Origin of the sequence: Arenibacter echinorum (assembly GCF_003259375.1) — a bacterium.
Classification (GTDB): domain Bacteria; phylum Bacteroidota; class Bacteroidia; order Flavobacteriales; family Flavobacteriaceae; genus Arenibacter; species Arenibacter echinorum.
The window spans coordinates 475,949-489,938 of sequence record NZ_QLLN01000005.1 but is presented as its reverse complement, the minus strand read 5'-3'; the positions used below and the strand labels follow the sequence as shown (position 1 = coordinate 489,938).

Here is a 13,990-nt window from a genome sequence, read left to right as displayed (position 1 = left end):
TTAATGTTCGTGACCGTGTGCAGGTGTTGAACCGGACATTGAAGCCATTTTAACCTGATATGCTCCTGTGGTTACTACTACTTCCCCAATCTCTAGACCTTGGAGTATTTCTACATTTTCCCCATTGCGCTTTCCAATTTTTACAGGCCTTCTTTCAAAACTTTCTCCTGAAAGTTGTACCATAACGGAATAACTACCATAATCTTCCAACAAAGCATTTACAGGAATCATTGTGTTTTGGGTTGCGTTGCCCATTGCAATTTGAACCTGGGTCAAGCTCCCTTCCGGCATTTCAATATCGTCATTGACCTGGGCAAAAACAGAAATTAGCGGTCTGTTGTTATCTACATCTTTAGCAATGGAAAGGATCGAACCTCCAGAAGATGCCACATTGCGCCATTGGGCATCCTTGGTTTGATACCAAATGCTTTGTGCATTCTCCATGGTGAGTCCATAAGAAGGTGCAATTTGGGTCTTTAAAACCCTGGATCGAAGCGTTCCCAACGTTAACATTGCGGCGCCTTGGTCTACATAATCTCCGTTGGCAACATTTATCGCTGTGATATAACCATCGAATGGTGCCCGAATTTGCTTTCCGTCACCAGCAACTCCTGCCGCAAGGCCTTGATAATTGGATCGGGCGATATTGAAATTGCTTTCTACTTTTTCAAACTCTGCTTTAGGAACAATTTTCGATTCGTACAATTGCTTTTTACGTTCATATTCGGACTTAGCCTGTTCAAAACTGGAACGTGCCTTTGCAATTTCTGTACTCAAATTATTGGATGCCAAACCTTGACTGCTTATATTGATCAATAATTGGCCTTTTTTAACTGGCGTACCCTCGGTAAGATTGCTTTCTGCAAAATCCACCACCCCGTTAGATTTTGCTACCATTGTCTTAACGGAGCCTGGCGAAGGCATCCAAACACCTGAGGTATTTATAACATCATAGATTTTACCATTGATCGCAGCCGCTGTCTGAAAGTCTATTTTCCAAGCTTGTTCCTTCAAAAATGAAATGCTCCCATCATCTTTAGCTGCACCCAAGGCCTTTATGGCTTCATCCGCATTGGCAAATACGGTAACACTATCAATAACGATCTTATCTGAATATCCGGGCGTAGTTAATTCAAAGACCAACTGATAGTTCCCTACTTCTTTGGGCTGAATTGCAGGTGAAAATATCCCAGGTGATGTGGGTGCATCCGCCGTATTCCTGATGCCCTTACCATCTTTTATCAGGCTTACGGTTACCGAACCTTCCCTAACAGGCTGGTGTTTATCCATTTCGGTAAAATGGGCAGCGAATCTACTTCCTTGGCCTACTATTAGTACCGGAAACTCAACAAATAGTTCTGTTTTGTCCGTCCAAATCGTATGGTCCAAACGGGGAATTTCTTCTCCAACATGACTACCATCTGCATTATGTGCGTGTGCATCTTCTGTCTTGTCATTACAAGACATTGCCAAAAAGGCAAGCACTATAATTATATATTTCATTTGCTACAACTATTTATATATTAATGATTGTGGTGCTCAGAACCATCATCATGTTTATGGGTTTCAGGTTTAATTTCCATAGAATCCTTATCAACATGGAACTCTTCTTGTTCTATAGTTTCCTCGTGCATATGACCACCGTCAGCATCGTGTTCATGACCGTGCTCTTCTGTGCTTTCTGGCTTTGATTTTGTGTCTCTACAAGAAGTTAAGGCCACAGTTGAAACTAAGGCTACCGCGAATACTATTTTTGAAATTTTCATAATGTTTTGTTTTAAAATTTATAATTGATGTTTTAATAATTCTGCTTGAAGCAAATGCAAATCTTTTTCCATTTGCAGCATTTTATCGAAGGCATTTCGGTAAAACTGAAGCTCTACATAGTAATCCATAAAAGAATACTCACCCAGCATATAGGCCTTAAAAAGTAATTTCTCACTTTCCAAACTGCCGATCGTAGTTTGATACTCATGGTACTTTGAACGCATTAATTGGTAGCGATTAAAAGATTCTTGAAATTGGGCGTAGAGCGTAGTTGAGATTACTTGCGAATTGGATTGCTGATACTCATGGCTTGCTTGCGCAGCTTTAACTTTGTTCTTACTGCCCCATAAGGGAATGGATAGTCCACCGTAAAATCCCGAATAATTATTGCCATTTACACCCTGATGGTTGTAGCCTAGAGCGACATTTGGAAGTACCTTGTTTTGCTCCAATTTCATTTTTTGCAAGGAAGCAACCTCATTGGCCTTTAATTCCAGGAGGGTAGGGTCTTGCACTAATTTTTCCTGCCAAAGGTTGTCCTTACTTCCTATTTCTACGGGCAAATCAATTAGCAATGAAAGTACATCCAAAGGTTTGTTGCCATTTAAGGTTTTTAGTTTGGATACCAGGATTTGGATGTCATTTTCGATCTGTCCAAGCACAAATTGTTCCTGAATCCATGCAATTTTGGCTTTATTCAAATCTAAAATACCTACTTGCTCCTTGTCATAGAGCTCCTTAAGCTGATCAAATACCTGTTTGCCCTGAGCTCTTCTTTCGGCCTCAATTCCTTTTTGCCTCCTTAAGAAAGCAAGCTCTATAAGAAGCTCCTTCGCATTTAATAGCACCAACTGTCTCCTTTTTGTATAGGCAGTTTGTAGTTGCGCCGACTTTAAATGGTTCCACTTACCCCTTGCAGCATAAACCGTTGGGAACTCAAACGATTGTGATATTTGATATTCCGTATAAGTATCTGTGGTATTATCGCCAAAGGGCAGATAATACCCAGAGAGCTGTGGGTCTGGCAAATTGTTGGTGCTCTTGTTTTCGAGCTGTTGACTTTCAATATAGGATTGATAGCCTTGTAACTCGGTATTATTCTGTTCTATTTCAAGAAGTAATTCCTCCAAATTTCTATTTTGAGAGAAACCACTAACAAAAAACAGGCATCCGCAAATAGCGAATACTATATGTTTATTCATTGTTTGTGAATTTTAGGTTTAATCTAAATTTATAAAAGGATTACTACCATAGCGGTAATTGCTCCTAAACGATTAACCTAAAGATGGGGGACCTCGTGTATCGAGGCATGAGAGAAAAGAATTAAAATAAGTATTCGGTGGATGATAAATAGGAGATGTTCTATTTTGCCCATCATCAATTAAAAAAAGACCTTGAATGTCAAAAACACCATTAGCAATCTCTTTACCAATAATGGTCTGCTTTTCAACAATGTCTCTGTTAAATAGGCCAATATCACTCGACACCGTAGAATGGACGTGCATATCCAAAAAGAATCCAAAGAAACCTAAAGGTGAATTTTCGTCTTCTTGGGAATGGTCATCATTGTGATGGTGTTCGCTAGTATGTGCAATTTCTGAATGTGAATGTGTTTCCTCATGTTGATGATGCAAATGAGGAAAGGCTTGATGCAGCATCATAAAGCTGAACAGGCCTAAAAAGAAAAATGCTTTTATGTGATTGTACTTTTGCATCAAAAACAAAGATAACTTTTCCGATTTAATTTTAAACGGATCTAAAGCTTTTTTAAAATTTTGAATGGGCTACGGTAAAAAAGGGTTTTTCCGTTGAAATATAAACTCAAGCAGCCCCAAGAAACTAGTTTTTAGTATGGGGAATGTGCCTAAAAAGGTATGTTTTAAACCATTTTGCGATTATTGCAATGAAAGTTTTGCACAACATGTACTTTTAGATACTAATTCAATGTACGAGGCAAATTTTTGCTACTTTTCATTTTTTGAAACATAAAGGATTTAATATTGCAAGTATAGTAGACAACCAAGTTAGAAAAATTAGCAAGCTCAATTGTTGGCTATGTGACGTTAGAAGATATGTTATGCATGCGTGAGCATTTCTTTTTCCCAAACTATCGCTATATTATATATATCCTGTTATTTACACTATACCCATTTCACGATTTTACTTATCGGAGAAAAGCAGGTAAAAGAAATAAAAAATAGCCTCAAAAAAATAAATTATTAATCCTACAATAAATATTCCAGTGATTACAAGGGTGCCACATAATCTATCCTTCTTGGTCACCGTCCGTCCTTTAGGTTCTTCAAGTTTGTTATTTTCTCTTCTCTTTCTCCGACTTTGAGACATTTCATAGGTATATTTATATATATATTCACTTTTTATGAGTGCCAAACCATTTTTTGGAGCCGTATGGCATTGAGTATTGCCAAAAGTGCCACGCCTACATCCGCAAATACGGCTTCCCACATTGTCGCCATTCCGAACGCTCCTAGGGCCATTACCAACACTTTTACGCCAAAGGCAAGACCAATGTTTTGCCAAACAATTCGACGTGTAGAACGCCCTATTTGAATAGCACGTGCAATCTTACTCGGTTGGTCGTTTTGGATAATGACATCGGCAGTCTCGATAGCGACATCACTGCCAAGACCTCCCATTGCAATTCCTACATCACTTGCAGCCAAGACAGGGGCATCGTTAATACCATCGCCAATAAATGCAACTTTGGTATCGAGCTGCTTTTTTAGTTTTTCGACTTCGTTAAGTTTATCTTCGGGTAATAGACCACCCTTCGCCCAATCGATTTTCAATTCTTTTGCTATCTGTTGGGTAATGGAATCCTTATCGCCAGAAAGCATGATGATTTTGGAAATCCCTGATTCCCTAATTTGCTTTATGGCTTGATGCGCATCGGCCTTTAATTCATCCGCTATGGTCACATAACCTGCAAATTTTCCATCAATGGCAACCATTACAATTGATTCTACGATGCCATCTGTTTGTGAATTGACTTCTATTTTGTTCGAGGTCATTAAGGCTTTATTTCCTACCAACACGGTTTTTCCATTGACCGTTCCTTTTAATCCTTTCCCGGCGACTTCGGAAACCTCGGTCGCTTCAAAATCAGCACCCTCTGCCTTGTATTCCAAAATTGCCTTTGCAATGGGATGGGTGGATTGTTCTTCCATCGACATTAGGTACTGCATAAATTCCGCTTCGGTAAAAGCCGAGCTGTTTACAACTCCTTTGATTTTAAAGACCCCTTTGGTTACCGTCCCAGTTTTATCCATTACCACGGTATTTACTTTTGTCATCGTATCTAAAAAGGATGCACCCTTGAACAGTATTCCATTTCTGGATGCCGCACCCAGGCCGCCGAAATAACCCAAGGGAATAGAAATTACTAGGGCACAGGGACATGAAATCACTAAGAATATCAGCGCACGGTAGAGCCATTCACGGAACACGTAACCATCTACAAAAAAGTAGGGCAGGAATGTTAGCCCGATAGCTAGGAAAACAACGATGGGGGTATAAATCCTTGCAAACTTTCTGATAAAAAGCTCCGTTTTGGACTTTCGGGCGGTGGCGTTCTGTACCATATCCAAAATTCGTGCTATGGAACTGTCCTTAAATTCCTTTGTCGTTTCCACTTCTATAACACCATCGAGGTTGATGCTACCGGCAAATACCTTTTCATCCTTTGCAATGGTATCGGGTTTGCTTTCTCCTGTCAAGGCTGCCGTATTAAACGAACCTTTTTCAGAAAGTAGCATACCATCAAGCGGTACTTTCTCCCCCACTCGTACCTGAATCTTCTCACCTATAGCAACCGTTTCTGGATTGACGGAAATAAACTCGCCATCGCGAAATACCAGTGCTTCATTGGGGCGTACGTCCAGCAAAGCTTTGATGTTTCCTTTAGCACGGTTGACAGCGGCATTCTGGAACAGTTCGCCTACAGCATAGAATAACATCACGGCCACACCTTCCGGATATTCGCCTATGGCAAATGCCCCCAAAGTTGCAATGGACATCAAGAAGAATTCTGTAAAGAAATCGCCATTTTTAATACTGTTCCAGCCTTCTTTTATCACAGGGAAGCCTACAGGAAGGTATGCTGCTGTGTAATAAACAATACGTATCCAGTCTTTAAAATAAGGTAATGCATCAAAATAGTCTATGGTAATACCGACTATCAGCATCACAAAACTAAAAATAGCAGGTAGGTAGGTTTTAAATTTACTTATCCTTTCTGAACTGCTGTGCTTATGACCATCGTCGTGAGCATGTTCTCCTTTATGTTCTTCGATATTGATATCACGAAGATTACGTTTTTTCTTGCTCATTTTATATTATTGAAAATTTATCCATTGCTTAGCTTGTTCCTTGTTCTTTAAATCGAAATATTTCACTTCAGAACTTGTGAAAAAATTAGTTGCTTTTGCAGCCCATTCCTGCCATTTCTTTTCTCCTACAAAAGCCATTTTTCCATAATCTGAAAGGTGGGAAACATCGACTTTAATATCAGCCCAAAGACCTTGCAGCTCATATCCGTGGAAATCGTGCATTTCAAAATAGAAATCCACTTTATTATTGGTTTTAAGAATTTTGTGGATTAGCGGATGGACTTGTTCAACATCTTCTTTTGAGATTTTACCTTCCAATTTTACTGCTATCAAATTTTCATTTTTTGAATTTATTAACTGTATCATAATTTTAATTTTTATTCAATGTATTGAAATAAAGAATGCAACGGAAGTGCATTTAATGGCCGCTACACTTCTCACAAATTCCCGTTATTACCAGGTTTGCATCCTCGGCGATGTAACCGTCGGGTAAGTTGATATGAGGAATTTTATGATCTGTTAAGCAAACTGTTTTATCGCAATTACTACAATGAAAATGTAAATGTAGGTCTTGATCCAGCTCGCAATTACACCCTTGTTCGCATAAGGCATATTTTGAGATACCTGTACCATCATCAATATGATGAACAATCCCCTTGTCCTCAAAGGTTTTTAGTGTCCTGTATAATGTCGTTCTTTCAGCTTTAACAAAGGCATCCTCAATATCTGTAAGTGCTATGGCTACTTCTTTTTGAGCCATAAATTTATATATGAGAATACGCATCGCTGTTGGTCGTATTCCATTGTTTTCCAATTTTTTTTCTATTTCGGTCATTATTTAATTTATACGTTTTAATGATTCGCCCGTTTTAATCTGAAAGGCATCTTCAACATTGGAAACATAAATAATTCCGTCTCCTGGTTCGTCAGTTTTACTATTCTTCGTAATTATTTCAATAGTGTTTAGGGATACTTCAGTTTGGCAGACCAGTTCCAATTTAATCACTGGGCTGTCTGTAAGGTGAAAATCCAAGGATGGTCTTGAACCTTTTGACTTGAATGCGCCTGTACCTTCTGCTTGTGAAAGGGTCATACTTTTAAAGCCATTATCAGTAAGGGCATCTATTACTTTTTGAATCCTGTTTGGTTTTATAAATGCTTTTATTTCTTTCATCTTTTCCAATTATTTAATTATGAATTAATCATCGTGTCCCAATTCGCCCTTTATCATTTCTGATGATAATGTATACGCACCTTTGGTAACCACTTTTACATCTTGTACAATTTCTGTAGGAAGATTGATTTCAACATATCCTAAATCTATAATTCCAACGTTCACTGGAATCATTTTAAATTTCATTTTGTTATCTCCTTTTTCGTCATCTGCATCCAATATGAATATAAAGGACTGTTCGCCCTCTTTTATGATGGCATCTTCGGGTACTGCAAACGCCATTTTTTGGTCTTGGACTATTCTTCCTTCCACATACATTCCGGGAAGCAATTCTTTATCTTCATTATGAACGTCTGCGTGGACGTGCAATGCTTTAGGGTCAGTTTCAAAAGTTTTACCGATGGCGTGAATTTTTGCCTTTAAAAGCTCGTCTGGTTTGGCTGCAACCGTAAAATATATTTCCTGACCTACCTTAACTTTTCGGATGTCCTTTTCGTACACTTTAAAATCCACGTGAATTTCAGAATTATCGCTTACTGTGAACATTTTGGTCTGGGGTGCTACATAATCGCCAAGACTTATCATTACTTCATCCACGTATCCGCTTATAGGGGTTGTTATGGGAACTGCGGAGTAAATCTGCCCTTTAAGTACTTGGTCGGTGTTTATGCCTAACAATCTCAATTTAGAACGAAGTCCGTTTACAGAAGAACTGGTGGAACGGAACTTGGATTGTGCCATTTGAAATTCCTTGCCAGACGAAACTCCCTTATCGTACAAAGTTTGCTTACGTTCAAAATCCTGTTTTAAAAATACAAGTTCATCATTTTTTTCTTGATATTCCTGTTGCATCGTTATAATATCGGGATGTTCCAAATATGCCAATACTTGACCCTTGTTTACCTTATCACCTTCAATGACCTTTATGGATCGCACGTTTCCACCCACAAAAGGACTTATGTTTGCCCTGTCTTGCGGAAATAGTTCCAATTGACCAGTAACTTTAATGGTATTGCCTAAACTCTTTCTTTCCAGGGTATTCATTTCAAGACCAATAGTTTCAGCCTGCTCCTTTGTAAGTTCTACCACACCCTCTTCATGCTTTTCTTCGCTGTGCTCTGTATTTTCCTCATTATGTCCCGAACCTGAATCTACTTTGTTATTGCAACCTATCATCAAAAAGGTTACTAGTGCTATACTGATTATAGATATATATTTCATTTTTTTTCTTTAATGTTATAGATTGCCCAACTGGTATTGTACCTCGATGGCCTGTTGGTTAAATTGATTGATATATTGTAAATGTGTTTGTTTTATCCTGATGGCACTATTTAGGATAGTGATATAGTTCACATATTCTATCTCGCCTTCCTTGGATGCCAATTGTGCCGTGGCTATCTGTTCTTCTGCCAATAACAATGCACCATCCTCATAATATTGCAATATCTTTTGTGTTTTTTCAAGGGATTTGAGCAATTGGGAAACACGGCTTTCAGTTATAGCTTTTTGTTCCAAATATTGATTTTCTGCGACCATCGCATCTGCCTTGGCTGCCTTTACCCTTGATTTCTGAGGATAAAACCATAACGGAATACTAATTCCTGCCTGATAGGTATTGAAGCCTGAAACATCATCTACCACTTGCCGTCCATAGGAAAGACTGAATTTTGGCAGGAACCCCGATTTTTCAACACCCACATTGGCTTTGCTTACTTCTACATTTTGAAGCGAATATTGCAATATGGGGTTATTTGCCACGGTCGTTGAATCCATTATATTGCTCAAATTCATTGGCTCATATAAAACCGAAAACGTTTCAATAGGTGCTTCCGTTCCCAAATACTGCTTTAGGGCCCGTTTGGCAATTTCAATATCATCATAGGCCTGTTGTCGCAATACTTGAATCTGCTGGTATTCCGAGGAAGCAGAAATAAATTCCAACTTTCCGGATTCGCCCGTATCGTAACGCAATTGTGCTGCGGTCTTAAAATTGGCATAAACACTATCCAATTGTTCGGCAAAAAGAAGTTGCGCTTTATTATAATTTATTTGGTCATACGCTTGCATTACATTTCTTATCAATTGTTGCTCGTTTACCGCATAGAATTTTTCGCCCAGTGCCACACGCTGTTTGTAAAACTTCGATTTTGAAAAGCCAGAAAGCAAATCGATATTGCCCTGCTGTACACCAATAGTAGTCTGTATTCCAGGAAGATTATTGCCATATTCTTCTTTTCCTGTAAAAACCTGCGTGCTACCCATGTCGAAACTTGTACCTTTCATTGCTTGTTCGCGTTCAATAAAGGCTTGACTTTCTTTAAGGGATGGATAATTTTGCTTTGCCATTGCAATAGCTTCTTCCAAAGTAATGGGCTTCAGAACTGAAGTGGCCTGTTTTGTTTCCTGTGCAAAGCTATTTCCGGAAGTGAATACAGTACCCAATACTAATAGAACAATAATTACCGTGGTGCTTTTATTGACATAGCTTTCATCACCTTTATTACCCTTTTTTTCTTTTCGGGTTTCGAGCCAATAGTATAAAACAGGTATGACTACCAAGGTTAAAAATGTTGCCGTAAGCAGTCCACCAATTACCACTGTTGCAAGAGGCCGTTGAACTTCAGCACCACCAGAGGTAGAAACCGCCATAGGGATAAAGCCCATAATAGCCGCAGTTGCAGTAAGCAAAATTGGACGTAAACGTTCGTGCGTAGCTTCGTATATACGTTTTTTTAAATCTGTCATTCCACCTTCTTTTAGTTCATTGAATTTATTTATGAGTACCAGTCCATTCAATACAGCAACTCCAAAGAGTACAATAAACCCAACACCTGCAGATATACTAAAAGGCATACCACGGACCAACAGGGCGAAAACTCCACCAATGGCAGCCAAGGGTACGGCCATATAAATCATTAAGGACTGAGAAAATGAGTTGAGTGCGAAATAGAGCAATATGAAAATTAAGAACAATGCAATTGGTACAACAATCATTAATCGGTCTGTGGCTCGTTGCAAATTCTCAAAAGAACCGCCGTATGTGATATAATAACCCGCTGGTAATTTAACTTCGGCTTCCAATTTCTGCTGAATTTCCTCCACCATCGTTTTTACATCACGCCCACGGACATTGACGCCAATGGAAATACGACGGTAGGTATTGTCCCTTGATATTTGCATCGGGCCAGGTTTGTAACTGATATCAGCTACTTCTTTTAAAGGTACTTGTGCACCACTTGGTAAATCGATATAAAGATTTTTTAGGCTATTGATGTCTTTTCTAAATTCCTTGGCCAAACGGATGACCACATCAAATCGTTTTTCGCCTTCGAAAATGACACTGGCTTTTTCACCCGCAAAAGCAGCGCTCACATAATCGTTCAACTTATCAACGGTAACACCGTATTGTGCCATCTTTGCACGGTTGTAAACCACGGTCATTTGAGGCAGACCGCTGGTGGCTTCCACATTCAGGTCGGCCGCTCCGGGAACGGTTCTAATGACGGCTGCTATTTCTTTAATTTTATTAGCCAATACGCCCAGATCCTCGCCATATAATTTTATGGCGACATCTTCCCGAACACCTGTAAGCAACTCATTAAAACGAAGTTCTACGGGTTGTGTAAAAACAAAATTGACACCGGGAATCACAGAAATTTTCTCTTGAATTTTTTCTATGAGTTCTTCCTTACTATCTGCCGAAGTCCATTTGCTTTTATCTTTCTCCAGAATAATATAGCTGTCGGCAATGTCCATAGGCATCGGATCAGTTGGGATTTCAGCAACACCAATACGTGAGACCATTGTTTTTACTTCAGGGAATTGTTTTACGATATTTTGAAGTTTTTTTGAAGCTTCAATGGATTCCGTAAGGCTACTACCAGGTTTTATAAGGGCCTGCATCGCAATATCGCCTTCATCAAATTTTGGAATAAATTCGCCACCCATATTGCTGAAAATAAATCCTGCAATCAATAATAGCCCGACGGCTCCAATTACAACACCTGCCTTAAAGCGCAGTGCAAAATTGAGCAACGGTACATACGCTTTGTTTAAACCGGACATTATTTTATCACTGAACCTGTCAATCTTGTTTTCAAATTTGGCGAACCAACTATTTTGATTTTTGGTGGGTTTTAAAAATAATGCAGAAATCATTGGTACGTAGGTAAGACAAAGAATTATCGCTCCCAAAACGGCAAATCCAAAGGTGAATGCCATCGGACGGAACATTTTTCCTTCAATTCCAGTTAAGAATAGAATAGGTGTAAATACTATTAGAATGATCAATTGTCCAAAAAATGCGGAATTCATCATCGTACTTGCCGATTCATAGGCTATTTCATCCATTTCAGATTGCTCGATAACGGTTGTAGTTTTTTTCATCCGTTGATGAATATGGAATACCATTCCTTCCACAATAATTACTGCTCCATCTACAATAATTCCAAAATCAATAGCTCCCAATGACATCAGGTTGGCCCAAACGCCAAATTGTTTCATTAAGATAAATGCGAACAATAGGGATAGTGGAATAACCGAGGCTGTTATCAATCCGCCACGGAAACTTCCCAAAAGTAGCACCAGAACGAATATTACGATCAACGACCCTTCTATAAGATTTTTTTCGACGGTACTAGTTGTTCTGTCAATGAGATCGCTTCGGCTTAAAAAAGTATCAATGTAAACGCCCTCCGGAAGGGATTTTTGAATTTCGATTATACGTTTCTCAACATTTTTGACCACGTTGCTCGGGCTTTGCCCTTTTAGCATCAAAATTTGTCCACCAACGGATTCGTGTCCATCTTGGGTAAAAGCACCATAACGCACCTGACTTCCATATCCTACTTTTTCTGCAACGTCACGAACTAAAACAGGACTACCGTTCTGTGAGGTAACAACAATATTTTCTAAATCGGCGATGCTACGTGCCAAGCCTTCGCCTCGAATAAAATTGGCTTGATGGTTTTTTTCGATATAAGCACCGCCCGTATTGGCATTATTAACTTTCAGGGCTTCAAAAACCTGATTCATTGTAATGCCAAAACTTTTCAATTTATCGGGGTTAATGGCTACTTCATATTGCTTTACAAATCCTCCAAAAGCATTGACCTCCACAACACCGGGCACTAATGCCATTTGACGCTTTACAATCCAATCCTGAATGGTACGTAGCTCCATTGCATCAAATTTATCCTCGTAGCCTTCCTTTACTTTTAGCGTGTATTGGTAAATTTCGCCCAATCCCGTAGTAATTGGTGCCATAAAGGGCTTCCCAAATCCTGCGGGGATTTCTTCGCTCACTTCTGCGAGTTTCTCTTGCACCAACTGTCGGGGCAAATATGTTCCTGCTTCATCATCGAAAACAATGGTAACTACGGAAAGCCCAAAACGGGAAACGGAGCGCAACTCAATAACATCGGGTAAATTGGCCATTGCCAATTCCACCGGATAGGTTACAAATTGCTCAATATCCTCTGTCCCCAGATTAGGTGCAGTTGTTATAACTTGTACTTGGTTGTTGGTAATATCTGGTACAGAGCCAAGGTTTATAGTGGCCATAGAGTAAATGCCCGTGCCTACAAGTGCCACTATAAATAGCCCAATAATAAATTTATTATTAATGGAAAATGAAATGATTTTGTTAATCATGGATTACAGCGTTAATTCAGTTAAAAAAATGATGGTATGCGCAATTGAATCCGATACTTATCGAAACGAAAGCTTCATAATAGGACAGAGTTATCCTAGTTGTCCTATGAAAACTGAATTATGCCCGTGGGGGTTGGTAAAGTGATTCCAGGAATCTGGAATTGAAGAGGAATGAATATTTGCCATACTCAAAGCTGTTTTCAAATCTTATAGACTTAATTTCAACTGAATTAGCGGGAGCAACAAATACTATGGGATGGCAGCACTGATTATGGGTATGTGATGGAATTTTGTCCTCTTCCGAACCCGTATGGTGGAATCCATTATCGCCTTCTGAATTAAAATAATCCTCGACCACATACTCAAAAAATGAATCTCCATCGTACTCCCTGTGATCTTGATAATGTTCAACGAAATGCGAAATTTTTTCAATTTGTTCACATAAGTCCATATCCATAGCTACTCCTTGAAGAAGAAAAATAAATGACATTGATATGGAAACAAATATATTCATTTGAATTGCAAAGGTAATTGAATTTTAGTGCAACTGGGTTGCAAAATTTTTAAATCCAATTGGTTTCATAAAACGACAGTGGCTGTCGCAGAAAGGGTAATTCTATAATTAGAGCTGTTTGTATTATAATATTCCGCGATATGTAATTTCGCTTTGGTACGGTATGATATTAAAAGGGCTTGCAGACCTTTTAATATTTGAGAGGTTGGCACTTTGTACCACACTTTGTATATGTTTTTCTTCTAAAAAGTTTCATTTACAAGCGTAATGTGAGCGGGATGGTAAATAATCCAATCCTTTCTTTTAGAATATAGATAGTTTTTTTCGCCGTATAACTTTTCCAACCGAATTGCACCTTAGGAATAGAACTTAATTCTTACATATTACGGTATTTTGATTCTTTAGTCTCGCTCATTTCAGGATAGACCAAAATGCTTTGTTTGCAAGGTAACATGATAGAAAAAATTATAACTGACATAAAATTCCTACAAAATATACAATATTCTCTACTAGATATACAATCTGTTCTTGGGA

11 protein-coding genes are annotated in these 13,990 nt (G+C 38.8%); all 11 read right to left on the bottom strand.

Annotation, left to right across the window (positions count from 1 at the left end; genetic code table 11):
- Complete coding sequence (locus LV92_RS15315) at nucleotides 1–1,503, bottom strand: efflux RND transporter periplasmic adaptor subunit (protein ID WP_111624473.1); 1,503 nt, start codon at nucleotides 1,501–1,503, stop codon at nucleotides 1–3.
- Nucleotides 1,504–1,523: 20 nt separating this feature from the next.
- Nucleotides 1,524–1,766: a hypothetical protein gene (locus LV92_RS15310; protein WP_069859106.1), complete on the bottom strand. Its 243-nt coding sequence runs from the start codon at nucleotides 1,764–1,766 to the stop codon at nucleotides 1,524–1,526.
- Between the two features lie 18 nt (nucleotides 1,767–1,784).
- Entirely contained in the window at nucleotides 1,785–2,969 is a 1,185-nt protein-coding gene (locus tag LV92_RS15305; protein ID WP_111624472.1) for a TolC family protein, read from the bottom strand.
- A gap of 72 nt (nucleotides 2,970–3,041) precedes the next feature.
- Nucleotides 3,042–3,482: a hypothetical protein gene (locus LV92_RS15300; RefSeq protein ID WP_111624471.1), complete on the bottom strand. Its 441-nt coding sequence runs from the start codon at nucleotides 3,480–3,482 to the stop codon at nucleotides 3,042–3,044.
- A gap of 663 nt (nucleotides 3,483–4,145) precedes the next feature.
- Nucleotides 4,146–6,116, bottom strand: a complete 1,971-nt coding sequence (locus LV92_RS15290; RefSeq protein ID WP_111624470.1) for a heavy metal translocating P-type ATPase — start codon at nucleotides 6,114–6,116, stop codon at nucleotides 4,146–4,148.
- Nucleotides 6,117–6,122: 6 nt separating this feature from the next.
- Complete coding sequence (locus tag LV92_RS15285) at nucleotides 6,123–6,449, bottom strand: SpoIIAA family protein (RefSeq protein WP_245946398.1); 327 nt, start codon at nucleotides 6,447–6,449, stop codon at nucleotides 6,123–6,125.
- 85 nt (nucleotides 6,450–6,534) lie between these two features.
- Nucleotides 6,535–6,951 (bottom strand): Fur family transcriptional regulator, encoded by a 417-nt coding sequence (locus LV92_RS15280; protein WP_103440910.1) that lies wholly within the window; start codon nucleotides 6,949–6,951, stop codon nucleotides 6,535–6,537.
- Nucleotides 6,952–6,954: 3 nt separating this feature from the next.
- A complete protein-coding gene (locus LV92_RS15275) occupies nucleotides 6,955–7,290 on the bottom strand; it encodes a P-II family nitrogen regulator (protein ID WP_111624468.1) in 336 nt (111 codons plus the stop codon).
- 24 nt (nucleotides 7,291–7,314) lie between these two features.
- The gene (locus tag LV92_RS15270; protein ID WP_111624467.1) at nucleotides 7,315–8,511 is read right to left on the bottom strand and encodes an efflux RND transporter periplasmic adaptor subunit; all 1,197 of its coding nucleotides are present in this window, start codon (nucleotides 8,509–8,511) and stop codon (nucleotides 7,315–7,317) included.
- A 15-nt stretch (nucleotides 8,512–8,526) separates the two neighbouring features.
- Entirely contained in the window at nucleotides 8,527–12,942 is a 4,416-nt protein-coding gene (locus tag LV92_RS15265; protein WP_111624466.1) for a CusA/CzcA family heavy metal efflux RND transporter, read from the bottom strand.
- Between the two features lie 118 nt (nucleotides 12,943–13,060).
- Nucleotides 13,061–13,432 (bottom strand): hypothetical protein, encoded by a 372-nt coding sequence (locus LV92_RS15260; RefSeq protein ID WP_069859089.1) that lies wholly within the window; start codon nucleotides 13,430–13,432, stop codon nucleotides 13,061–13,063.
- Nucleotides 13,433–13,990: the final 558 nt, after the last annotated feature.